Origin of the sequence: Microcystis protocystis FBCC-A270, from assembly GCF_050500235.1 — a bacterium.
GTDB classification, from domain to species: Bacteria; Cyanobacteriota; Cyanobacteriia; order Cyanobacteriales; family Microcystaceae; genus Microcystis; species Microcystis ichthyoblabe_A.
Map to the genome: position 1 here is coordinate 4,259,272 of NZ_CP191407.1, position 21,444 is coordinate 4,280,715.

The 21,444-nt window shown below is 43.6% G+C and carries 23 protein-coding genes; 12 read left to right on the forward strand and 11 right to left on the reverse strand.

What is annotated here, in order from left to right:
* Positions 1-48: 48 nt before the first annotated feature.
* Both ACQY1X_RS20815 and ACQY1X_RS20820 read right to left on the reverse strand, forming a co-directional pair.
* Positions 49-360, reverse strand: a complete 312-nt coding sequence (locus ACQY1X_RS20815; RefSeq protein WP_002737935.1) for a DUF4164 family protein — start codon at positions 358-360, stop codon at positions 49-51.
* A gap of 62 nt (positions 361-422) precedes the next feature.
* The gene (locus tag ACQY1X_RS20820; RefSeq protein ID WP_016516364.1) at positions 423-653 is read right to left on the reverse strand and encodes a helix-turn-helix domain-containing protein; all 231 of its coding nucleotides are present in this window, start codon (positions 651-653) and stop codon (positions 423-425) included.
* A gap of 247 nt (positions 654-900) precedes the next feature.
* On the opposite strand from ACQY1X_RS20820, the gene ldpA reads away from it, so the two are divergent.
* Genes ldpA through ACQY1X_RS20835 form a run of 3 tightly spaced genes read left to right on the forward strand, consistent with a single transcriptional unit; the run spans position 901 to position 4,031 of the window.
* Complete coding sequence (gene ldpA / locus ACQY1X_RS20825) at positions 901-1,902, forward strand: circadian clock protein LdpA (RefSeq protein WP_130756436.1); 1,002 nt, start codon at positions 901-903, stop codon at positions 1,900-1,902.
* 51 nt (positions 1,903-1,953) lie between these two features.
* A complete protein-coding gene (locus tag ACQY1X_RS20830; RefSeq protein ID WP_430015093.1) occupies positions 1,954-3,765 on the forward strand; it encodes a R3H domain-containing nucleic acid-binding protein in 1,812 nt (603 codons plus the stop codon).
* An 11-nt stretch (positions 3,766-3,776) separates the two neighbouring features.
* Complete coding sequence (locus ACQY1X_RS20835) at positions 3,777-4,031, forward strand: hypothetical protein (RefSeq protein WP_430015094.1); 255 nt, start codon at positions 3,777-3,779, stop codon at positions 4,029-4,031.
* A gap of 3 nt (positions 4,032-4,034) precedes the next feature.
* On the opposite strand, the gene ACQY1X_RS20840 is transcribed toward ACQY1X_RS20835, so the two are convergent.
* Together ACQY1X_RS20840 and ACQY1X_RS20845 are read right to left on the reverse strand one after the other, a co-directional pair.
* Complete coding sequence (locus tag ACQY1X_RS20840) at positions 4,035-5,273, reverse strand: RNA-guided endonuclease InsQ/TnpB family protein (protein WP_430015095.1); 1,239 nt, start codon at positions 5,271-5,273, stop codon at positions 4,035-4,037.
* Positions 5,245-5,838 (reverse strand): IS607 family transposase, encoded by a 594-nt coding sequence (locus ACQY1X_RS20845; protein WP_430015096.1) that lies wholly within the window; start codon positions 5,836-5,838, stop codon positions 5,245-5,247. The genes ACQY1X_RS20840 and ACQY1X_RS20845 overlap by 29 nt, the downstream gene beginning before the upstream one ends.
* Positions 5,839-5,994: 156 nt before the next feature.
* Here ACQY1X_RS20845 and ACQY1X_RS20850 point away from each other — a divergent pair, with 156 nt between their 5' ends.
* The 6 genes from ACQY1X_RS20850 to ACQY1X_RS20875 all read left to right on the forward strand — a co-directional run bounded on the left by ACQY1X_RS20850 (position 5,995) and on the right by ACQY1X_RS20875 (position 11,332).
* Positions 5,995-6,810 (forward strand): Cof-type HAD-IIB family hydrolase, encoded by an 816-nt coding sequence (locus tag ACQY1X_RS20850; protein WP_430015097.1) that lies wholly within the window; start codon positions 5,995-5,997, stop codon positions 6,808-6,810.
* Between the two features lie 113 nt (positions 6,811-6,923).
* A complete protein-coding gene (locus ACQY1X_RS20855) occupies positions 6,924-7,658 on the forward strand; it encodes a dienelactone hydrolase family protein (RefSeq protein WP_430013483.1) in 735 nt (244 codons plus the stop codon).
* 96 nt (positions 7,659-7,754) lie between these two features.
* On the forward strand, positions 7,755-8,612 hold the full coding sequence (locus tag ACQY1X_RS20860) for a S1 RNA-binding domain-containing protein (RefSeq protein ID WP_002737055.1): 858 nt from the start codon (positions 7,755-7,757) through the stop codon (positions 8,610-8,612).
* Between the two features lie 299 nt (positions 8,613-8,911).
* Positions 8,912-9,769: a DUF6671 family protein gene (locus ACQY1X_RS20865; RefSeq protein ID WP_042790682.1), complete on the forward strand. Its 858-nt coding sequence runs from the start codon at positions 8,912-8,914 to the stop codon at positions 9,767-9,769.
* 13 nt (positions 9,770-9,782) lie between these two features.
* Complete coding sequence (locus ACQY1X_RS20870) at positions 9,783-10,442, forward strand: class I SAM-dependent methyltransferase (RefSeq protein ID WP_430015098.1); 660 nt, start codon at positions 9,783-9,785, stop codon at positions 10,440-10,442.
* A gap of 26 nt (positions 10,443-10,468) precedes the next feature.
* Positions 10,469-11,332 (forward strand): NAD(P)-dependent oxidoreductase, encoded by an 864-nt coding sequence (locus ACQY1X_RS20875; RefSeq protein ID WP_430015099.1) that lies wholly within the window; start codon positions 10,469-10,471, stop codon positions 11,330-11,332.
* A gap of 306 nt (positions 11,333-11,638) precedes the next feature.
* On the opposite strand, the gene ACQY1X_RS20880 is transcribed toward ACQY1X_RS20875, so the two are convergent.
* Together ACQY1X_RS20880 and scpB are read right to left on the reverse strand one after the other, a co-directional pair.
* Positions 11,639-11,989 carry a DUF760 domain-containing protein gene (locus ACQY1X_RS20880; RefSeq protein WP_002735620.1) on the reverse strand — a complete coding sequence of 117 codons (351 nt, stop codon included), beginning with the start codon at positions 11,987-11,989 and terminating at the stop codon, positions 11,639-11,641.
* Between the two features lie 136 nt (positions 11,990-12,125).
* Complete coding sequence (gene scpB, locus ACQY1X_RS20885; RefSeq protein ID WP_002737651.1) at positions 12,126-12,644, reverse strand: SMC-Scp complex subunit ScpB; 519 nt, start codon at positions 12,642-12,644, stop codon at positions 12,126-12,128.
* A 61-nt stretch (positions 12,645-12,705) separates the two neighbouring features.
* Here scpB and ACQY1X_RS20890 point away from each other — a divergent pair, with 61 nt between their 5' ends.
* Both ACQY1X_RS20890 and ACQY1X_RS20895 read left to right on the forward strand, forming a co-directional pair.
* Positions 12,706-13,518 carry an inositol monophosphatase family protein gene (locus ACQY1X_RS20890; protein ID WP_430013486.1) on the forward strand — a complete coding sequence of 271 codons (813 nt, stop codon included), beginning with the start codon at positions 12,706-12,708 and terminating at the stop codon, positions 13,516-13,518.
* A gap of 256 nt (positions 13,519-13,774) precedes the next feature.
* Positions 13,775-14,539, forward strand: a complete 765-nt coding sequence (locus ACQY1X_RS20895; RefSeq protein WP_430015100.1) for an ABC transporter ATP-binding protein — start codon at positions 13,775-13,777, stop codon at positions 14,537-14,539.
* A 59-nt stretch (positions 14,540-14,598) separates the two neighbouring features.
* Here the strand turns inward: ACQY1X_RS20895 and ACQY1X_RS20900 are convergent, their stop codons facing one another.
* From ACQY1X_RS20900 to ACQY1X_RS20920, 5 genes are all read right to left on the reverse strand, one after another.
* Complete coding sequence (locus ACQY1X_RS20900; protein ID WP_069475450.1) at positions 14,599-14,877, reverse strand: DUF4164 domain-containing protein; 279 nt, start codon at positions 14,875-14,877, stop codon at positions 14,599-14,601.
* A 41-nt stretch (positions 14,878-14,918) separates the two neighbouring features.
* A complete protein-coding gene (locus ACQY1X_RS20905; RefSeq protein WP_069475451.1) occupies positions 14,919-15,248 on the reverse strand; it encodes a hypothetical protein in 330 nt (109 codons plus the stop codon).
* A gap of 41 nt (positions 15,249-15,289) precedes the next feature.
* Positions 15,290-15,652, reverse strand: a complete 363-nt coding sequence (locus tag ACQY1X_RS20910; RefSeq protein ID WP_002736814.1) for a DUF4164 family protein — start codon at positions 15,650-15,652, stop codon at positions 15,290-15,292.
* A 421-nt stretch (positions 15,653-16,073) separates the two neighbouring features.
* On the reverse strand, positions 16,074-17,657 hold the full coding sequence (ndhD1, locus tag ACQY1X_RS20915; RefSeq protein ID WP_016516375.1) for a photosynthetic/respiratory NAD(P)H-quinone oxidoreductase subunit D1: 1,584 nt from the start codon (positions 17,655-17,657) through the stop codon (positions 16,074-16,076).
* Positions 17,658-17,954: 297 nt separating this feature from the next.
* On the reverse strand, positions 17,955-18,692 hold the full coding sequence (locus ACQY1X_RS20920) for a phycocyanobilin:ferredoxin oxidoreductase (protein ID WP_430015101.1): 738 nt from the start codon (positions 18,690-18,692) through the stop codon (positions 17,955-17,957).
* Between the two features lie 331 nt (positions 18,693-19,023).
* On the opposite strand from ACQY1X_RS20920, the gene ACQY1X_RS20925 reads away from it, so the two are divergent.
* Positions 19,024-21,336 carry a transglutaminase TgpA family protein gene (locus ACQY1X_RS20925; protein WP_430013489.1) on the forward strand — a complete coding sequence of 771 codons (2,313 nt, stop codon included), beginning with the start codon at positions 19,024-19,026 and terminating at the stop codon, positions 21,334-21,336.
* Positions 21,337-21,444: the final 108 nt, after the last annotated feature.

Here is a 21,444-nt window from a genome sequence, read left to right on the forward strand (position 1 = left end):
GGTTTAGGTCTTTAGTGTCAACCTCGGACTAACCGATGGCGATCGCTGTCAGGGATTGGGAAAAAAACCAAAAAGTTTAGCAGCCCCTCCTAAAATGGCGACAACTAGGGCGATAAAAATTCCCCGGTTGGTAAATTCCTGATAAGCAACCCGTGTCGTTAGTCCTTTAATTTCCGTAGTTAGTCGCTCATCTAAAGCTTTAATGTCCCCTCTGATCTCCGATTGTCCTATTTCTACTTTGGTTAACCGTTCATCGATTTTGTCGAATTTTTGATTGACATCTCTTTGTAGGGAGTCTATTTTCCCCTCGATCCTTGTCAGAACAGCTTCTAGGGAATAAGTAACGGTTTCGTTAGCCATTTTCTGTCTCCTATATTTTCTTTAATTGCGATCGCTGGTGAGATTGGGGATACCTAAATATGTCAGTTGTCTTGGCATGGTGCGATCGCTCCAGCTAGTTGTGCAAGTGAGCAGTTAAGGGATTGACATAGCTTTAATGTTTGAGATGGGTTCATTCTCGGTTCCCTGTAGCCTGTTTCCCAATTGCTTACGGTTTGCACTGTCACACCTAACCGTTCCGCTAGTTTTCTTTGAGTTAACCCAGCGTTTTCTCGTAATTTCTGCATACGCTGTCCTAGTTCCCTATCCGTCATTATATCTCAAAAATCATCTAAAAATACTGTTGACATTATATAACTATCATTATACATCAAGAATATAAAGGAAGACGACCGCCCTTCGCTGACTTGCTGCTAACAAAACAATGAAGTTGTTGAATAAATCGGTTTTACTTACCGTTTCTGACTTAGTGCGTCCAAAAAGAATTAATAATCATTCTTTAGTCAGAATCAGAGCAGCACAAGGCTGACATTTAGGGGCTGGGCGCGATAGGATAAAAAAGTGCTAGATAAAAACCCCTCTCCCTTACAGTCCCTAGTTGCGGGTCACTGGTTCAAGCTCATCTGTGGAGCTAGTTACCAAGATTTGCCCACGATTCGCAACCTCGCCTTGGCCTATACTATCGCCGGGGCCGATTGTATTGATGTGGCTGCCGATCGAGCCGTGATCCTTGCGGCCAAGGAAGGCATCGAAACGGCGGAAAAAATCGCCGGATTCTCCCCAAATCGACGACCTTGGTTAATGGTCAGTCTCAATGACGGTGAAGATCCCCACTTTCGCAAAGCTGTCTTTAACCCGCAACTCTGTCCGGTCGATTGTCCCCGTCCCTGCGAAAAAATCTGTCCCGCTTATGCTATTGATGGGGGGGGAGTGATTGAACAGCGCTGTTATGGTTGCGGTCGCTGTTTACCCGTTTGTCCAGAGCAGATAATCGAGACAAGATCCCGTGTCTGTCAACCCGCAGAAATTATCCCCTTAATTATCGAAATGGGAGTAGATGCGATCGAAATTCATACCCAAGTCGGTCATGGAGAGGAATTTGCTCGACTCTGGCAAGCGATCGCACCTTTAACTAAAAACCTAAAAATCCTGGCCATAAGTTGCCAAGATGATGAATATATCATTGATCACCTCCACTATCTGCGAGAAACCATTTCACCCCTAAGCTGTCCTCTGATTTGGCAGACGGACGGCCGACCGATGAGCGGCGATATCGGCAAAGGGACCACCCACCCGGCCATTAATATGGCCAAAAAAGTCCTTTCCAGCAATCTAGCCGGATTTGTGCAGTTAGCCGGGGGAACCAATGACCACACCGTGACCAAATTACAGCAACTGGGACTGAGAAAAAAAATCGCTGGTATTGCCTATGGAAGTTACGCCCGTTCATTGATTTTGCCAATTTTAGAGCATTTAGACCAGCTTAACCTTGAAAATGACCCCCAAGCCTACAAAGAAGCCCTTAAAGCCGCTTCTATGGTGGTTGCTCAATTAAAAGCCTAGCCTTGGTCAAAAAACTATAATATTTTTTTAATTGACAACTAACCCATAAATGTGTTAGACCCCAAGAAAATCTTGGAAATAAAAACGGCCAATTATCGCCAAAACCCTTTACTATTAATGCCAGAAACCCTACCCTCCTCTCGGATGCCAGTGACCGACGATTTAAACAAACTCTTGGCAATTCTACCGGCTCGGATTCGCGGCAAAATCGAGGAACACCCGCGGCAGCATCAACTAATCGAAGTAGTTATGGATTTGGGACGCATACCAGAAGCGCGTTTTCCCGATGGGGCGATCGATCTGGGAGACGAACCGATCTCAAAAGAAGAAATCCAGTATTCGATCGCCAGGGTGGGCAGTTTTAGCGGCGATAATCGCGCCGGGATTGAACGCACCCTGCACCGGATCAGTGCCATTCGCAATCGAGACGGGGAAATTATCGGTTTAACCTGTCGTATCGGTCGGGCTGTTTTTGGTACGATCACCCTGATTAACGACCTAGTGGAAACAGGAAAATCCCTGCTGCTGCTCGGTCGTCCGGGGGTAGGAAAAACCACCGCTCTCCGGGAAATAGCCCGAGTTTTAGCCGACGATCTTAACAAACGGGTAGTAATTATCGACACCTCCAACGAAATCGCCGGAGATGGAGATATTCCCCATCCGGCCATCGGTCGCGCTCGTCGGATGCAGGTGTCCCGTCCGGAATTACAGCATCAGGTCATGATCGAAGCAGTGGAAAACCATATGCCAGAGGTAATCGTGATTGATGAGATCGGTACGGAATTAGAAGCTCTGGCCGCTCGCACGATCGCCGAACGCGGGGTGCAGTTAGTGGGAACGGCCCACGGCAATCAATTGGAAAATTTAATTAAAAACCCGACTTTATCGGATTTAGTCGGGGGAATTCAGGCAGTAACTCTCGGAGACGAAGAAGCACGCCGCCGGGGTTCTCAGAAGACCGTTTTAGAACGCAAAGCACCCCCCACCTTTGAGATTGCCATCGAAATGTTGGAACGTCAGCGCTGGGTGATTCACGGGGACGTATCCACCACTATCGACCAACTGCTGCGGGGACGGGAAGCAATTGCCCAAATCCGTTGGGTAGATGAGGAGGGAAAAATACAGGTCGCTCAGGAAGAACCAAAACCGGAAAACCTCACCCCTTTGCGCGGCAATTATCTGCCAGAAATGGATAAACCCAAGGGATGGCGGGCCGATGGCCGGATGACCCCCGTGGCCCGTTTCCCTGCGGGCCCTCTCAACCGGGAAAACGATTTTGATCGCCTCCTCGAACAATCTTGGCTGCAGGAAGAACCGGAAACGGAAAAAGTCCGCGTCCCCGGTCCCAATGGCGAAGATTGGCCGGTTTATGTCTATCCCTACGGAGTCAGTCGCGCTCCGATCGAGCAGGTAGTACAGGCCCTAGATTTGCCGATCGTTTTGACCAAAGATTTACAGGAGGCCGATGCGGTGCTGGCCCTGCGTTCCCACGTTAAAAATCAGTCAAAATTGCGGCAAATTGCCAAAGTAAGACAAATTCCCATCCACGGCATCAAATCCAATACCCTGCCCCAAATTTCTCGCGGTTTAAAGCGGATTTTGGGCATTGATGACCCGATGAATCAGGAAGGTGCGGATCTGCGTTTATTTGCCCGCAGCGGTAGTGATGACGAGATCGAAGCTTTGGAGGAGGCCCGGTTAGCGGTGGAACAAATCGTTATTCCTACCGGCCAACCGGTGGAGTTACTGCCCCGCTCGGCGAAAGTGCGGAAAATGCAGCACGAATTAGTGGAACATTACCGTCTCCAATCCGATAGCTTCGGAGAGGAACCGAATCGCCGTATTCGCATCTATCCAGCTTAGGAATCGGGAATTTGCAGCGACGCACCCTCATCATTATCGGTACAGGGACGGCGATCGGTGCGGTGGCCGTCCGGATTATCCATCGTCCCGAATCGGAGGCGGAATTGCGGGCTAAAATGCCCCTAGCTGAAAGAATTAAGCTCTGTCTCGATCTGGCTAGTTTAATTCTAGCCAGATCGACTATCTCGATGGTTATTTGGGGAATTCTCTATCCCTATCTTACCCATCCAGAGTCATCGGGTTTTAACAATGCCTTGGCTGAATAGTTACTAATTCTGTAGGCAAATATTGCATCTAGAATTAGCTTTGTACGCTTTGACCCGTACTGGGTTAACTACGAACCTCTCTATCGGATTCCCGCTAAAGGCGGCCTCTCCGACTACCTTTCTTCCAATATTTAAGGAACCATTAATATCTGCTCCATAGAAATAACCCGACGAGCTTCTGAATAGTCCTCTTTTAATTCTCTTGCCTAAATAGCTTTTTTGCTTTTGAATAGACTCTAAGTCCAAGAAACTACATTTAGAGGTATAGCTTTCATTAGTTGTTTTGACCTCTATTCCTACTAAATTTGCTTTATAGGTAAGTTGTTCGATAAACCTTGAATGAGGAATATTTACGAATGACTGGTTATTTCTATCTCCAATATTAATGTTTTGTTTCCAGCCTTGATTATGACCAATAACTAAAAGGTTAATTTGATGAGCTAGTAATTTATCAATAATATATTTACTAGCGGTGTGGAGGTAATAATCCACCTTGCAATTACGCTTTAAAGTTAAACCTTGTATTCTTTTACTGGTCTTCTGGAGACTGGGTAATTCCGATTTGAGTTTAGCTAGTGTCTTGTTGTACTTTTGATTGCAGGATTTTAAGGCTTTTCCACATACTAAAGTTGGCTGAAATTCGGGAATATTAGAGGTAACAGCAGCTAGGTTATTTAAGCCTAAATCGATAAAAGCATATCTTTCTCCCTCTTGACTTGATGAGGATGGTTGTTCATAGACAATCTCTAAACAATAAGCACCCAATTTAGGAATAATCCTGACCTCTAAGACTTTCTTTAAATTAGTTTTAAATTCTAAATTAGTCCCTGATAGCTTGATTAAACCTTGCTTCAACGCTTTTTTAGAAATGGCTTGATAGTTATAAGTTAAAACGTTTCTACCTTTTTCCTTGTCTTTGTATCTTGGCAACTTAGGCTCTCCTGTAAATTTATCTGGCGATTTTTTGTATTGTTCTTTCGCTTTTTGGTAGGATTTAAAGGTTTTTTCTACTTGCTTTAATACTAACTGACTTACTTTGGCGGGTAAGGCTTGATAATCTGGACTCATTTTTAAGGCATGATGTAACTCAGTCATTGTTAAAAATGGTTGATGTGAAAAGAAAACTTGACGGTTTAAATAAACAGCACAATTATACAGATTCTTCGATAAAAATCCTAATTTATCAATTACTGAATAATTTTTGTGATTAAATTTAATTAGATGTTTTTGAACTAATTTCATCATTCTCCTCAAGGCATTTAATTAAACATTCTATCTTTCTATTTCGTTGTCTTAATGAGTATAATCGAGCGCAAAATGAGGTAATTATGCTCAGGAAGTCTTGCATTAAATCGTCTTTTCTTTCTTCTGCTAGATTAACGACCTCTAGATCTCTATTTGTTTGAGTTAAAAGAACTTTCAGATAATTAAACCCTACTCTGCTTAAACGATCTTTATGTTCTACGACAATCAAATTATAATCAGTTTGTTCTAGAAGTTTTAATAATAGCTTTCGATGATCATTGACTCCACTTCCTACTTCTTTAACTACTCGAACAATTTGATAGCCTTTCGCAATACAATAAGCTTCCAATCTTTTTGCCTGAGTCTCTAAGTCAGATTTATTTTCTGAACTAGAAACTCGCGCATAAATAGCTACTTTATTTTCACCGCAAGAACGGTCATCTTCAAAAATAATAATTGTTCCTGTAGGAAGACGTTCTCCTTGTAACTGCCCTCGATTCCACATTCTCCAAGCAGTGTCATAACTGATCCCTTTTTTCTTAGCATAATCTGATAGTTTCATGTGAACTGCAACGTAAACTTGTACTAACCATAATATTAGCAGTTGTTTGCAGTCATTTGCATATATTTTTTACAAAACTTTACAATACCAAGATTTACCCTTTTTGATGGGGGAAGTGGCAAACTATTAACTGTTACCGTTGAATGGGAAAAGACTGTGGATATTCGCTTAATCGTTGTCGATGTGGATGGAACGATCGCCGGGGATAACAATCAGGTTAATCCGGCCGTGGTGCAAGCTGTCTCTTCCGTCCAAAAAAAGGGGATTCCCGTCGCTATTGGCACTGGTAGGATGTACCGCTCGGCTTTACGCTTTCATAAACGCCTTAAATCCACTTTACCTATAATTGCTTACAATGGCGCTTGGATTCAAGACCCTGTTTCCCAAGTTCACCATCGACATACCCCTATTTCCCCCGACTTGGCGATCGATCTTTTAGATTATCTCGAACAACCCCAATGGAAGGAGAAAATCTCCCTTAATTTTTATATGGACGATGTGCTTTATGTGCGGCAATTAAACGCGGAAACGGAATTCTATCGGCAGCGATCGGGTATTATTGCCGAAGCAGTGGGAGATTTACGCAAAGTGGCCCACAAAACTACTAAAATCCTGGCCATGGGGGAAGATAAGCAATTTATCGCCGAGATTTGGCAGCATTTACAGCAACGCTATCAAAATCAAGATTTATACTTTACCCAATCGAGTCCGACTTTTTTTGAAGTTACCCACGTTGAGGCTACCAAGGGAAGCGCCACCCAATTTTTGGCCGAAGATATCCTAGGATTACAACCTAAAAACGTCATGGCGATCGGTGATAATTTTAATGATGTTTCTATGCTCACCTATGCGGGTGTCGGTGTTGCCATGGGTAATGCTCCCCAAGCTGTTAAGGATCAAGCCGATTGGGTTGCCCCCAGTGTAGACTTAAATGGGGTGGCCGCGGCCTTGGAAAAGTTTGTTTTAATTTGAGGAATGGGGGAATGGGGAAGTGGGGAAATGGGGAAGTGGGCAATTTTAACTAAAACCCTAACACCTTACAACCCTAACACCCTAACACCAATTCGCTTTTTACCGAGAAAATTATGACTATTAATACGCAAACTGTTACGATTTCTAACAAAGATATTGACATAGATGCTTATTTAGCCATTCCCGATCGAGTGGGAATTTATCCAGCAATTATCGTAATTCAGGAAATATTCGGCGTAAACGACCATATTCGCGATGTCACCCGCAGAATTGCCCAAGAAGGCTATATAGCGATCGCTCCTGCCATTTATCAGCGATTTGCTCCCGGTTTTGAAACGGGGTACAGTATGGCAGATATCGAAATCGGTCGTCAGTACAAAGAACAAACCAAAGCAGCCGAATTAATCAGCGATATCCAAGCCACCATCGATTATCTTTATAGTTTGCCACAGGTGCAAAAAACCGGTGTCGGCACGATCGGTTTTTGTTTTGGTGGTCATGTGGTTTATCTTGTCTCCACTCTAGAGGATATCAAAGTTAGTGCCTCTTTTTACGGTGCAGGAATCACCACGGGAACCCCCGGGGGTGGTCAAGGGACAGTGAAGGTGACTCCCCAAATCAAAGGGACAATCTACGCATTTTTCGGGGTGTTGGATACCAGTATTCCTCAAAAGCAAGTGGATGAGATAGAAAACGCATTAACCCGTTATCAAATCCCCCATCGAGTTTTCCGCTATGAAAACGCCGACCATGGCTTTTTCTGCGACCAAAGGGCTAGTTATAATGCTAAGGCGGCCAAATCTGCCTGGGGTCATGTGCTAGAGTTATTTAGCCTTCTTAAATCTTAATGGTCTGACTCCTCAAGCTTCAGCTTACACTGGAAGCAGCTCGAAATCATACTTGTAACTATTCTATTTATCATGACACCGAACCCAGCCTTTTCCATGGACGATTTTGCCAAAGCTCTTGATCAATACGATTATCAATTTGAAAAAGGGCAAATCGTGCGCGGGAGAGTCGATCAACACACCTCCGATGGAGCATTCATCGATATTGGCGGCAAATCCTCCGCTTTTATTCCTTTAAGGGAAATTTCCCTCGAAAATGTTATTTCTATTGCTGAAGCTTTACCCATAGGTGCAGAATTCGATTTTCTGATTACCCGTGGACAGGACGCGGAAGGACAAGTTACCCTGTCTCTGCGGCAATTATTACTACAAAAAGCTTGGGAAAATGTCAGGGAAATCTCTGAAAGTGGCAAGTCGGTACAGCTGCGCGTCACGGGGGTGAATAAGGGGGGAGTGACGGGAGAAGTGGAAGGATTAAAAGGATTTATCCCTCGCTCCCATTTAATCGAAAAAAATGATTTAGATTCCCTGATCGGACAACTTTTAACCGCAACTTTTATTCAAATCGATCAAGAAAATAATAAATTAGTTTTATCTCAGCGAGAAATTGCTCGCGCTAACGCTATCAGTCAATTAGCTGTGGGTAAATTATTAAGTGGCACTGTGGTTAAATTACAACCCTACGGTGTCTTTGTCGATTGCGGTGGAGTGACGGGATTACTCCATGCTAAACAGGTGACAGGAGCCTCTTTTAATTCTCCCATGACTTTCTTTAAAGTTGGTCAAGCAATTCAAGTGGTAGTCGCGGAAATTGACGAATATAAAAACCGCATTTCCCTATCCACAAAAATCCTGGAAGCACACCCCGGCGAAATTCTCGAAAACTTTGCAGAAGTCATGGAAACAGCAGCAGAAAGATTAAAACAAGCTCAGGGAAAAACCCCAGAAACTTAGTGTAGGGTGGGTTAGGCGACAATAATTTAGATATTTTACCACCTATTTAGTATTCGCCGTAACCCACCATCAGTTATCAGTTATCAGTTATCAGTTATCAGTTATCAGATGTGAGTTAGCGTAGGGTGGGTTAGGCGACAATAATTTAGATATTTTACCACCTATTTAGTATTCGCCGTAACCCACCATCAGTTATCAGTTATCAGTTATCAGATGTGAGTTTTAAGTGGACAGTCTTAAGTAGGAAATTGCCGTTTTCTTTTCGCTGATTGCTGTTTTTTACTTTTTCCTTGATCAAGATGTTTCAAGAAAAGATGTTTCAAGATCGGATAGCAATTTTAGGGACTATGCACGGAAAAGAGCGGGTGATTGCACCGATTTTAGCGCAAGAAATAGGCCTTAAGGTGATTGTACCCGATAATTTTAATACCGATCGCTTTGGCACTTTTACCCGGGATATTAAGCGCATCGGGACACAAATTGAAACCGCTCGCAGGAAGGCACAACAAGCGATCGAGCTTTCGGGATACGATATCGGAATTGCTAGTGAGGGTAGTTTTTATCCCTATCCCAACTTGCCGTTAGTTTCCTGTAATCGTGAATTGATTTTATTGCTCGATCGAGTCCATAATCTAGAAATAATTGGTCAAGCAATAGTCACGGAAACTAATCACGCTCACCAAACTGTCACTAATCTAGCAGCTGCTTTAGAATTTGCCGAAAAAATAGGGTTTCCTAGTCATGGTTTAGTGGTGATGTTTGATAAAAATTCTCTCGACTCTGAGCATATTTTTAAGGGAATTACTGACCAGAAAAATTTCGTTAAAATTGTTGAAGATATTCTTGACAAAAACGGCAAAGTACACCTAGAAACCGATATGCGCGCTATGCACAATCCCACGCGGATGAAAGCAATTGCAGCTGCGACAGCAAATCTTGTTCAAAAACTCAATCAATTATGTCCTAATTGTGGTTGTCCGGGGTTTGATATTATCGAAAGAACATCGGGTTTACCCTGTGGTTTATGTCACTTTCCCACCTCTTTAATTAAACTGGAACTATACGGTTGTCAAAGGTGTGATTATCGAGAGGAAAAACTCTTTCCCAACGGTGAAAAAACCGCCGATCCGATGTATTGTCAATATTGTAATCCCTAAAGATAGCTTTTCTATGGAAAGAATTTTAGAACCAGAAGTAATGGATGATCGGGAAGAAGCGATCGAATATGATGCCATGGACTTCACCGAAGTTAATACTAATTTTGCTAAAGAAGCCGTACAATTGGCTGGTATTAATGCTAGGGTATTAGATGTGGGAACCGGTACTGCACGCATTCCGATTATGATCAGTCAACTACGTCCCCAATGGCAAATTATCGCTATTGATCTGGCCGATTCTATGTTAGAAATTGGTCAAAAAAATATCCTTAATGCTAACTGTCAAGAACAGATCAAATTGGAGAAAGTTGATGGAAAAAATCTTCCCTACCAATCCGAGCAATTTGATTTAGTTATTTCTAATAGTTTAATCCACCATCTCGAAAATCCTCTGCCTTTTTTACGCGAAATTAAGCGAGTTTTAAAACCCAATGGTGGCATTTTTTTAAGAGATTTATTCCGTCCCGATTCCGAGGAAATAATCCAGGGGATGGTGAGGGAAATCGATCCTAATTTTTCTCCCCGACAAGCGCAACTATTTAAAGATTCTCTCCATGCCGCTTTTACCCTAGCAGAAATTGCCGATTTAATCCAGCAGTCTGGATTAAAAAATGTTAAAATTTATCAGTCTTCAAAACGTCATTGGACAGCCATAAAAACAAGTAAAAACTAATCACTAAATCAGGAAAAAAGCGAGTTATGAAAGTTGGATTTTTGGGAACAGGATTAATGGGAACGCCAATGGTAGAAAGATTATTAAATCAGAAAATTACTGTTATTGCCTATAATCGCACCTTAGAAAAATTAGCACCTTTACAGCAGTTGGGAGCCAAAACTGTTAGCTGTTCCGAGCAAGTGATTCAAGAGGCAGATTGTCTGATTTTAATGTTAACTAATGCCGCCGCTATCCAAGAGGTTTTAGGATTAAATTCCGAGCAATCTAACTTCAATAATCGGACTATTATCCAGATGGGAACCATTGCTCCTTCTGAAAGTAAACAACTGCGAGATCAAATTGTGGCTAAAGGGGGAGAATATCTAGAAGCACCCGTGTTAGGAAGTATTCCCGAAGCTAAAAATGGCACTCTCTTAGTTATGGTGGGAGCAACGGAGAAACAGTTCCATCAATGGTCAAATTTATTAGCATATTTTGGTCAAAAACCGATGTTAATCGGGGAAGTGGGAACCGCTGCGGCATTAAAATTAGCTTTAAATCAATTAATTGCCACTCTAACCAGTGCTTTTGCTTTGAGTTTAGCTTTTTTATCCCAGCAAGGAGTAGATCTAGAAAAATTCATGACTATCCTGCGTCAAAGTGCCTTATATGCGCCTACTTTTGACAAAAAATTAACCAGAATGTTAGAGAAAAATTATGCTAACCCTAACTTTCCCACTAAACATTTACTCAAAGATGTCAATCTCTTTTTAGAGGAATCGGAGAAGTTAGATTTAACCACTTTTCCCCTAACAGGAGTAGAGCGTCTTCTGGAAAAAGCTTTAGCAATGGGATTAGCAGAGGAAGATTATTCAGCTTTATATGAGGCGCTGAAAAAAGAATTATAAACCGCGTGGCAACATCAAAACGACTCTCTTTGGTTTGTCTAGTCGGACAACTGATAGGAGAAAAACTGGTAAAAGGCTTTAAATTTTCCTTAAGCTTTGTTGAGGTAGCCGGAAGAGGGGGTTAGAGTGGGAAGTGATGGAATTTTGGGCATATTTTCCTATGACGTTGACTGAATTTGGATTATTAGCGGGTTTACTTGTCCCCGGTATCCTGCTCTCGATTTTGGTGATGGTGAGTTTTGCCAAAGGGGGTTAAAAACTGATAGAGACACCGATGAAAGTGTCTCTATCTTTTTGGGGTGAGGATTAATCTATTTTTGGTTTTTTGCCCAATTTAATTGATTCTGTAGCTAACAAAATTGATTCTAAATGATGGCGCTTCTCCACTTGACCGAGGAAATAACCTGTCATCATCGCTGAAGCGAGAAGATTCGCCAAATTCTCGCGGTCAGTGGTAATTTGTACCGCAAAATCCTCTGAGGGCAACATTCCCACCAATCCCCTGACGTTTTGCGAGATAATATCTTTAATTTCGCTACTGACGGATTGGGCTATTCTCTCAAGGGTTTCAGGATGCTGCTGCTGGAGATACTGCATCAGACAGTTATCATTTTGTTCTTCGGTTTCCCAGGGAAAAAAATCAGGATTAAAAGTCATCAGAACTTCCACGCTGTAGTGGTTATTGGATCTAGGTTAACAAATCGCTCTTCTTGATTGCCCGAAGTCCCCCCTATCTTCTTCAAGTTTAGCTCAGTGATCAGAAATATTTACCCTTAATATACCCTCTCCCTCCTTATTCCTGATCGGTAGCTTCTAGAATACCCTGTTCCCTAAGATTGTCAACCTCGAAATATTGATGAAATTTATCGGTTACTTCTAACCAATAGGATCTACCTTCATTTTGCTTGCGTTTTCTCACAAATCCTCGTTCTACCAAGTCCTGAACCTGTTGATAGGCCGTACTGCCTCGTAAATTAATTAAATCCGCTTGCAAAATCGGTTCTTTCAGTGCGATCGCTGCTAAAGTACGGAGGGTTCCTGTGCCTAATTCGGCCGGGATCAGGTCTTCGATCAAATTCTGATAAGCTGACCGCAATTGTAAACTATAACCGAGGGGGGTTTCCACCACTTCCAAGGCACTATCCCGGTGGGCATAATCGGACATTAACTCGATCATAGCATCTTCCACCGTCAAGCGATCGCTGTTGGTTAATGTCACCATCTCGGTTAAGGGGACAGGCTGCCCTTTTAGGTAAAGTATCGCTTCTAGACGGGTAGCTAGTCTGATCTCTTGGTGGGCTTCCGCGCTCAATCTCGACTACCTAAGTTTAGACACTAAGCTAATATTCTACTAGAAAACGAACGAGAAAATTATGGAAACTTTTTGGAGTCAGGTTTTAGACTTTTGTTATCAGGCTACCGAGCAGGTGGGCGATCGCCTAGTAGCTGATTTTGGCAAATTACAGGCCACCAATAAAGCAGACGGGACTTTAGTGACGGCTGCCGACCGTTGGTCCGATGGCGAATTGCGATCATTAATTGCCCGCACTTTCCAGGATCATGGAGTCTTAACCGAGGAAACTACCCATATTTTCCCGGATCAAGAATGGTGTTGGGTAGTGGATCCAATCGACGGCACGACTAATTTTACTCGCGGTATTCCCATCTGGGGCATTTCCCTAGGACTTCTCTACCGGGGGACTCCTGTGTTCGGATTTGTTTATCTCCCCTGCCTGAAACAGTCCTATTATGGTTATTGGTACGGTGAGACGGGTTTAACCGGTCCAGAGGGGGCCTACTGCAACGGTCAACCGATTCACACCAGCGACGATTTTCCCAGCAAAAATCATCTGTTTAATCTCTGCGCTCGTAGTACAGGTGTATTAAAAAAACCCTTTCCCTGCAAAGTGCGGATGATAGGAGTGGCTAGTTATAATCTGCTTTTGGTTGCCGATGGCACTGTCTTGGGAGGAGTGGAAGCAACCCCAAAAGTCTGGGATATTGCTGCGGTTTGGGCAATTCTACAGGCCGCCGGCGGGGTATTTATCTCTTTAGGAGAAAAGATTTTTCCCTTACAGGTGGGGGAAAATTATAGTGATCGATCCTATCCCTGTTTAGCCGTGGCTCGATCGAATTTAGCGCCGGTTTTCTTGCCTTTAGTCGGTTTTCTCAAGGATGTTGCTTGAATGGAGAATTGCTCAGGTTAGAATAGCTGCATTTATTGGTTTTATCTCTATTTAGGGCTGGCTGAATAAATCTAAAAACCTTGTTGGATAATATCTTTAAGCTTGTTTGAAATCAAAAACTGCCAGCCCTTGGATTGATCAGGGGGGAAATTTAGGCACTTTTTGCCTGAAAATTAGGTAATTGACCCCCTGAAAATCGGTAAAACCCTACACTCCACACCCTACACCCCACACCCTGCCCCCACGAATTTATTTCATGAGTTTTGATACTTCCTCTCTCAGCGAACGCAACGATAAAGCCGAAGTCTATCAGCCGGTAATTATTCGCCTCGAAAATGTGTCTAAAATCTACGGCAGTGGCGAAACCATAGTTAAAGCCCTCAATAACATCAATTTAAGCCTAAAAAAAGGGGAATATTGCGCTATTATGGGGGCATCGGGTTCGGGAAAATCCACGGTCATGAATATTATCGGCTGTCTTGATCGTCCCACCTCGGGGTCCTATTATCTAGAAAATCTGGACGTTTCCACGCTGCCGGATGGGGATTTAGCTCAGATTCGCAATCGTAAAATCGGCTTTGTTTTCCAGCAATTCCATCTTTTACCCCAGATGAGTGCGCTAGAAAATGTCATGTTACCGATGATTTATGGTGGGGTTCCTCCCCAAGAAAGAAAGGAAAGAGCGATCGCTGCTTTAACGAGGGTAAAATTAGATAATCGACTGCACAATAAACCCAATCAATTATCGGGGGGACAACAGCAGCGCGTCGCTATTGCTAGGGCAATTGTCAATCAACCCATATTATTACTTGCCGATGAACCGACGGGGGCCCTAGACTCGAAAACTACCCAAGAGGTGATGGCTATTTTCTCGGAATTGAATAACAGTGGCATTACTATCGTCATGGTAACTCACGAGGCTGATGTGGCGCGTAATTCCGGACGCATTATCTGGTTTAAAGATGGTGAAGTGGTTTATCCTAATCTGGCACCGACGGATTTACACGAGGTGATTGGGTAGGGTAGGGATTTTTCAGTTATCAGTGAAAAGAAAACGGCAACTTCCTAATTAGATATCTGTTAGGGATTGGGAAGAAAACCAAAAAGTTTAGCTGCCCCTCCTAAAATGGCAACAACCAAAGCGATTAGAATCCCTCGATTGGTAAATTTCTGATTAGCGACTCTTGCAGTTAATCCTTTAATTTCTGTGGTTAGTCGCTCATCTAGGGCTTTAATCTCCCCTTTTAACTCCGATTGTCCTATCTCTAGCTTGTTAACATCTCTTTGTAGAGAGTCTATTTTCCCCTCAATCCTTGTCAGAACAGCTTCTAGGGAATAAGTCACGGTTTCGTTAGACATGAGCTAAACTCCTATATTTTGCTATGTTGCAATCGCCTTATTTATGGGTTGCCACTGAGTAGAGAAAATCTGATGCTGACGGTGATTATTGCCCCGATACCGGCACTAATTCCCCCAACAATCAGAGGTAAAATTAACCCCCGAAATCCCTGTAAGTCAGAAACAGACTTAACTAAAACAGATTGCTCGTTTTCTACTTTCTCTAATCTTTTATCGATGCCCTCAATCTTAAAGCCTAAGGCTTTAATCTCCCCTTTTAACTCCGATTGTCCTATTTCTACTTTGGTTAATCGTTCATCGATTTTGTCTATTTTTCCCTCAATCCTTGTCAGAACAGCTTCTAGGGAATAAGTCACGGTTTCGTTAGACATTGGCTAGACTCCTATATTTTGCTATGTTGCGATTGCGCTATTTAGGGGTTGCCACCGAGGAGAGAAAATCTGATGCTGACGGTGATTATTGCCCCGATACCAGCACTAATTCCCCCAACAATCAGAGGTAAAATTAACCCCCGAAATCCCTGTAAGTCAGAAACAGACTTAACTAAAACAGATTGCTCGTTTTCTACTTTCTCTAATCTTTTATCGATGCCCTCAATCTTAAAGCCTAAGGCTTTAATCTCCCCTTTTAACTCCGATTGTCCTATTTCTACTTTGGTTAATCGTTCATCGATTTTGTCGAATTTTTGATTAACATCCCTTTGTAGAGAGTCTATTTTTCCCTCAATCCTTGTTAGAACAGCTTCTAGGGAATAAGTCACGGTTTCGTTAGACATGGGCTAAACTCCTATATTTTGCTATGTTGCGGTCTCGCGTAGCGAGCGCGTTGCGACCGCCTAATCTTCTTTGGGCGCGATTGCTCCAGTGGGGACTAATTCTAATAATTCTCCAGGCTGTACTCAGTAGCGATCGCATTAAAATAATCACACAATCAATTAAAAGTATAATAATACTAAATCCATTGAGTACAGGCTAGTTATGAGGAGAGGCACTCATGCAATAGGCAATAGGCAAAAGGGAGAATAAATAATCATTCTTTAATAACTGGATTTAATATTAGTAAAAATTATCAATTGAATGTTAAGAAGTGCGGAAATTGGGATTTAATACTGCTCACTTAAAACTCAAATCTGATAACTGGTAACTGGTAACTGGTAACTGGTAACTGGTAACTGATAACTGATAACTGATAAATCCTTAGATTTCGGGTGCTTTTAGGGAATAAAGGGAGAAACTAGCGGTTTTTGCCTTGGCCTGTTGCACTAAACTGGGGACGGAATTACGCGCTAGGGCGGTTAATTTATTGGTGGTAGCATCGTAAATTGTCGTCGCCACTTTGGGATAGAGTCCAATGCCGATAATTGGCACTAATAGAGAAGCGATGATAAAGACTTCCCGGGGTTCCGCATCCACTAGGGCATGGTGTTCTTCTAATTCCTTATTTTCCGGCCCATAGAGAATTTCTCGCAACATGGACAAGAGATAAATCGGGGTGAGAATGACACCGATAGCCGCTAAAAAGACGATAATGACGCGGAAAGTGGGACTATAGGCATCACTGGTGGCAAAACCGATAAATACCATTAATTCCGCCACAAAACCGCTCATCCCGGGCAAAGCCAGGGAAGCGAGGGAACAGGTGGTCCACATGGCAAAAACTTTCTTCATTTTCTTGCCGACACCGCCCATCTCGTCTAACATCAGGGTATGGGTGCGATCGTAGGTACAACCGACCATAAAGAATAAACTCGCCCCAATCAGTCCATGGGAAATCATCTGTAACATCGCCCCACTTGTGCCAATATCGGTAAAGGAAGCCATGCCAATCAGGACAAATCCCATGTGAGAGATGGAGGAATAGGCAATTTTGCGCTTAAGATTGCGTTGGGCAAAGGAAGTTAAGGCGGCGTAGATAATATTAACTACCCCTAAAATCACTAAAACGGGGGCGAAAACGGCGTGAGCATCGGGTAACATCCCCATATTCATCCGTAAGAGCGCATAACCACCCATTTTAAGCAAAATTCCCGCTAGTAACATATGGGCAGGGGCAGTGGCTTCGCCGTGGGCATCCGGTAGCCAAGTATGAAGAGGGAAGATGGGCAGTTTTACCCCGTAGGCAATCAGAAAACCAGCGTAGAGGAATAATTGCAGTTTCAGGGGGAAATCCTTGCCGGCAATAGTCACCATGTCAAAGGAGACGGTATCGCCATAAAAAGCCATCGTCAGCGCCGCTACAAGGATGAAGAGAGAGCCTCCGGCGGTGTAAAGGATAAATTTGGTGGCCGCGTAGAGACGGCGTTTACCGCCCCAAATAGAGAGGATCAGATAGACGGGGACTAATTCTAATTCCCAGACGAGGAAGAACAGTAACAAATCCTGTACGGCAAACACTGCAATCTGTCCCCCGTACATCAACAGCATCAGGAAGTAGAATAGTTTCGGTTTAAAAGTCACCGGCCAAGCCGCTAAGATAGCTAGAGTGGTAATAAATCCCGTTAAGATAATCAGAGGCATGGAGAGGCCATCGGCTCCTAATGACCATCTTAGGTCAATTTCGGGCAACCATTGGTAACTTTCCACTAATTGCAGATTGGGATTAGCGAAATCGTAACTGCTATAGAAAGCGTAGATAATTAGGGCAAAGTCGATTAATCCCACCGTCAGAGCAAACCATCTCACGGTTTTACCGTCTTTATCGGGAATTATGGGAACCAATAAAGCGGCGACGATGGGAAAAAGGATGATGGCAGTTAACCAAGGAAAGTTCGTTAGATTCATCGGCTGTTTTAATATTTATTTAATCGTCAGAATCGAGAAATTAAGCTAGGGCTTTTTGGCGGTTTTACCTAGCAAAACCGCCTTTTTTTCGCTTGTTCTCGCGGTTACATTTGACTGTACCTAAATCAATCTAGCAATTATTTTCCTGTCCTTGTCTGTTAATATTGTTAAGTTTCAAGAGACTTCTGGCCTAATTAGGGTTTGCTAAAAAAGTTTTTCGGTGGGGGCAGGGTGTGGGGTGTGGGGTGTAGGGTTTTATACCATTAACCCATCCTACAAATAATTGTGCCTCCCTACTTAATCGGGCAAATCAAAGAGAACCCCCGTCATATAACGCTCTGCCCATTCCCAACCGAAGGCTTTTTCTAGTACACGACGAGTTTTATCGTTTTTTTGCTGTTGACTACAATAATCCCGTTGTCCCTGTAAATAAATGCGCGCTTCTTCCCCGGAAAGAGGCTGACTTTCCTTAGCACATTTGCAGTGAATTGTCAAGAAATCTGTTACTCTTTGTAAAAATTGTCGTTCCTCGGCGGCGGTTTCAGGACGAATAAACAGACAATATTGGGAGAAAATATGACCCCAAGGGGGCAAATCACGAGCTTGAGCGAAATTAGCCGCAGGTAAAGCCGCTAAAGCCTCATTATAGGCACTAGAGAGAGTTTTATCGCCACTGGTGGGAGAAAGATCCACAATAGCGGCACTGATTCCCGCTTTGCCGGAGACTATATCACATCCGAACATCGGCAGCGGATATTCTGGACGGGGGAACATGACACAGTGAAGGATATCCAAACCATTGCCCAGTTTAGCCAGTTCTAGGTGCATTTTGCGGAACTGGGGAGTTTGATAGCAGCGATTCTCGATAATCAATTTTTCCCCTTCTAAACGTCCCTCCACATAGCCTAAACCTTCGGGTAACTCAAAGGGCGACAAATCAAGATAATTTTCCCAGTGGGACAGAATTGCTGTGGCTAATTGTCCAATCAGGGGATGAAGTAACGGTAAAATTTCAGGGTTGGTAACGGCTATCATAGGTCAGTTATCAGTAATCAGTTATCAGTTATCAGTTATCAGTCATCAGTTGTCAGTTATCAGTCATCAGTTATCAGTCATCAGCTTTTTTCTCCCTATTTGCCTATTTCCCTATTTCCCCATCTCCTTATCTCCCCATCTCCTTATCTCCCCTCTCCCTATTTCCCTATTTCCCTATTTCCCTATCACCCTATTTCCCTATCACCCTATCTCCCTATCTCCCTATCTCCCTATCTCCTGACATCTAAAATCCACTTTACCCCATGGAGCGATCGAGATTAGAACTGGGAAACATAAAATTAACTTTTTGATCCTTCTCCCAATTTAGCCTATGGTTAGCAGCGCTGCTCGTCCAAGACCTTCCTTAAAAACCCTCTGGCAAAAGATAGAATCTTTTCCCCTACCAGAAACCGAGGAATCGATTATTTTAAGAATTCTGGTGCAAGCTTTAGTAATCGTCGGTATTATCGCCACGGATGTGGCTACCGATAGTTATACCAGTATTTGGGCTGTTCCTCTCAGTATTATCGGCGGAATCTGGAGTTGGCGACGCAGGAAAAAGCGCAATATCGGGGCAAAATTTTGTATAGCGATCGGAATGTTGGTAGTTTTGGCGCTATTCTTGGGTGATATCGTTGCGATGCAGGATAGTCGTATTGCTCTAACACAATTACTAATTCAACTGCAAATTCTCCATAGTTTTGACCTGCCCCGACGCAAAGATTTAGGGTATTCTATGGTAATCGGTTTAATTCTCTTGGGAGTCGCCGGGACAATCTCCCAAACCCTCGCTTTTGCGCCTTGGTTAATCCTATTTCTGTTTTTATCCCTACCTACCCTAGTTTTAGACTATCGTTCTCGTTTAGGTTTAGATAATCTCAATCAGAGTCTCCCTTTCTTCCCAAGGAAACCCCCGCGTCTAGCCACAAAAAAATTAGTTTCCCCGCAAAATTCCCCCCTTTCTCCCAAACGTTTCGGGATTTTCTTTCTGACAATTCTCCTCTTGGGATTGACAATTTTTGCTCTGATGCCGCGTTTTCCGGGTTATCAAATTCAATCTTTTCCCGTCAATAGTCCCGAAGGTATGGAAAATCAGGGTTTTGAACAGGGAGACAGACAAATCGTTAACCCCGGCTATGTGCGCGAGGGTGAAACGGGGAAGGGTGGCGTAAATGGCGGTAATAGTCCCACTACAGGGTCAGGACAGCTAGATACTACCTTTTATTACGGTTTTAACAGCCAAATTAACCAAAATTTGCGGGGAAGTATGACTCCCCAGACAGTCATGCGGGTACATTCTCAAGCCCCCGGATTCTGGCGCGCCATGGCCTTTGATCGCTATACTGGTCAAGGGTGGCAAATCTCGCGAGATCAAGAATTAGAGGATTTAAATCGCAGTAGTTGGTCCTATCGCTTTTTTGTGCCGCTACCCGCAACCCAAGCCAAAACCCATCAGGTAGTCCAAACCTACAGCATTGTCTCCAGTTTACCGAATATTATCCCTGCTCTTACTTCGCCCCAGGTTCTCTTTTTTCCCACTCGACAGGTATCTCTGGACCGAGAAAATAGCTTAAGGTCGCCGGGAAGATTAGCAGAACGGCTAACTTATACTGTAATCTCACAAGTGCCGGAACGCAATCGCAGCCAATTGCGATCGGCCTCAGAAACCTACCCTAAGTCTATTCTCAAGTATTATTTACAAATTCCTGCCGAAATTGCCCCGAAAGTCCGCCGAAAAACCGAGGAATTGCTGGCCAAATCTCCCAAACCCTTAACCTCTCCCTACGAGAAGGCCCTATATTTGGCCCAAGCATTGAAGCAAAACTACGAATTAAAAACCGATTTGCCCTTTTTAGCCGAAAATGAGGATTTAGTCTCGGCCTTTTTGTTTCGTTTTCAGGGGGGTTACGCCGATCATTTTTCCACCGTGTTAACGATTATGTTACGCTCGATCGGTATTCCTGCCCGATTAGCCACCGGTTTTGCCCCTGGCCAGTTTAATCCTTTCACTGGCTTTTATGTTGTCCAAAATACGGACGCTTACGCCATCACAGAGGTGTTTTTCCCGGGTTACGGTTGGTACACTTTCGATCCTATCCCAGGCCACGAATTAATTCCCCCATCCTTTGAGGAAGCGGAACCTTTTAGCGTCCTCAAGCAATTTTGGCAATGGGTAGCCGGATGGTTGCCTTCCCCAGTCACGGGTTTTCTCGGTCTGATTTGGGAAAATGTTATCGTTACTATCGGTAAGTTATTGGCCTGGTTATGGCGCTTTATTTCTGGCAGTCTTTTCGGGGGAATTCTCGGTGGTTTAGTCGGGGTCGTCTTCGCTTACGCTGGTTGGTTAGGATGGCGACAGTTCCATCGTTGGCGTAGGAGTCGCAAGTTAGCAAAACTACCACCAATCGAGCGTTTATACCAGCAAATGTTAGGAATCTTAACAGAAGCCGGTTATGGCAAACATCCCGCTCAAACCCCTTTAGAATACGCCACCGCCGCCCGCCGCGTCCAACCGCCGCCAGTGGCGAATATTATCGAGGAGATTGCTCGCGCCTACGTTGATTGGCGTTATGGCGGGAAATCGGCTAATATCGAGAGATTACGCCAACGTTTTCGAGAATTTGTCAAGTTGGTGAAAAAGTGAGCTTGAGAGCAGTTATCTTAATGGTGAGGTAGGAAGTTTTCGTTTTGGGGAGTCGATCGCCGGTCGTCCATAGCAAATTAGGTTACACTTCATCTTGATGAGAAAGGC

Excerpts from the sequence above, each read along its gene's own strand:
- ACQY1X_RS20900 (WP_069475450.1), bottom strand. The coding sequence starts at position 14,877 with ATGTCTAACGAAACCGTGACTTATTCCCTAGAAGCTGTTCTGACAAGG.
- ACQY1X_RS20855 (WP_430013483.1), top strand. The coding sequence starts at position 6,924 with ATGACTATTAATACGCAAACTGTTACGATTTCTAACAAAGATATTGAC.
- ACQY1X_RS20815 (WP_002737935.1), bottom strand. The coding sequence starts at position 360 with ATGGCTAACGAAACCGTTACTTATTCCCTAGAAGCTGTTCTGACAAGG.
- ndhD1 (WP_016516375.1), bottom strand. The coding sequence starts at position 17,657 with ATGAATCTAACGAACTTTCCTTGGTTAACTGCCATCATCCTTTTTCCC.
- ACQY1X_RS20890 (WP_430013486.1), top strand. The coding sequence starts at position 12,706 with ATGGAAACTTTTTGGAGTCAGGTTTTAGACTTTTGTTATCAGGCTACC.
- ACQY1X_RS20895 (WP_430015100.1), top strand. The coding sequence starts at position 13,775 with ATGAGTTTTGATACTTCCTCTCTCAGCGAACGCAACGATAAAGCCGAA.
- ACQY1X_RS20925 (WP_430013489.1), top strand. The coding sequence starts at position 19,024 with ATGGTTAGCAGCGCTGCTCGTCCAAGACCTTCCTTAAAAACCCTCTGG.
- ACQY1X_RS20845 (WP_430015096.1), bottom strand. The coding sequence starts at position 5,838 with ATGAAACTATCAGATTATGCTAAGAAAAAAGGGATCAGTTATGACACT.
- ACQY1X_RS20920 (WP_430015101.1), bottom strand. The coding sequence starts at position 18,692 with ATGATAGCCGTTACCAACCCTGAAATTTTACCGTTACTTCATCCCCTG.
- ACQY1X_RS20910 (WP_002736814.1), bottom strand. The coding sequence starts at position 15,652 with ATGTCTAACGAAACCGTGACTTATTCCCTAGAAGCTGTTCTAACAAGG.
- ACQY1X_RS20870 (WP_430015098.1), top strand. The coding sequence starts at position 9,783 with ATGGAAAGAATTTTAGAACCAGAAGTAATGGATGATCGGGAAGAAGCG.
- ACQY1X_RS20880 (WP_002735620.1), bottom strand. The coding sequence starts at position 11,989 with ATGACTTTTAATCCTGATTTTTTTCCCTGGGAAACCGAAGAACAAAAT.
- ACQY1X_RS20820 (WP_016516364.1), bottom strand. The coding sequence starts at position 653 with ATGACGGATAGGGAACTAGGACAGCGTATGCAGAAATTACGAGAAAAC.
- ACQY1X_RS20840 (WP_430015095.1), bottom strand. The coding sequence starts at position 5,273 with ATGAAATTAGTTCAAAAACATCTAATTAAATTTAATCACAAAAATTAT.
- ACQY1X_RS20860 (WP_002737055.1), top strand. The coding sequence starts at position 7,755 with ATGGACGATTTTGCCAAAGCTCTTGATCAATACGATTATCAATTTGAA.
- ACQY1X_RS20905 (WP_069475451.1), bottom strand. The coding sequence starts at position 15,248 with ATGTCTAACGAAACCGTGACTTATTCCCTAGAAGCTGTTCTGACAAGG.
- ACQY1X_RS20875 (WP_430015099.1), top strand. The coding sequence starts at position 10,469 with ATGAAAGTTGGATTTTTGGGAACAGGATTAATGGGAACGCCAATGGTA.
- ACQY1X_RS20865 (WP_042790682.1), top strand. The coding sequence starts at position 8,912 with ATGTTTCAAGAAAAGATGTTTCAAGATCGGATAGCAATTTTAGGGACT.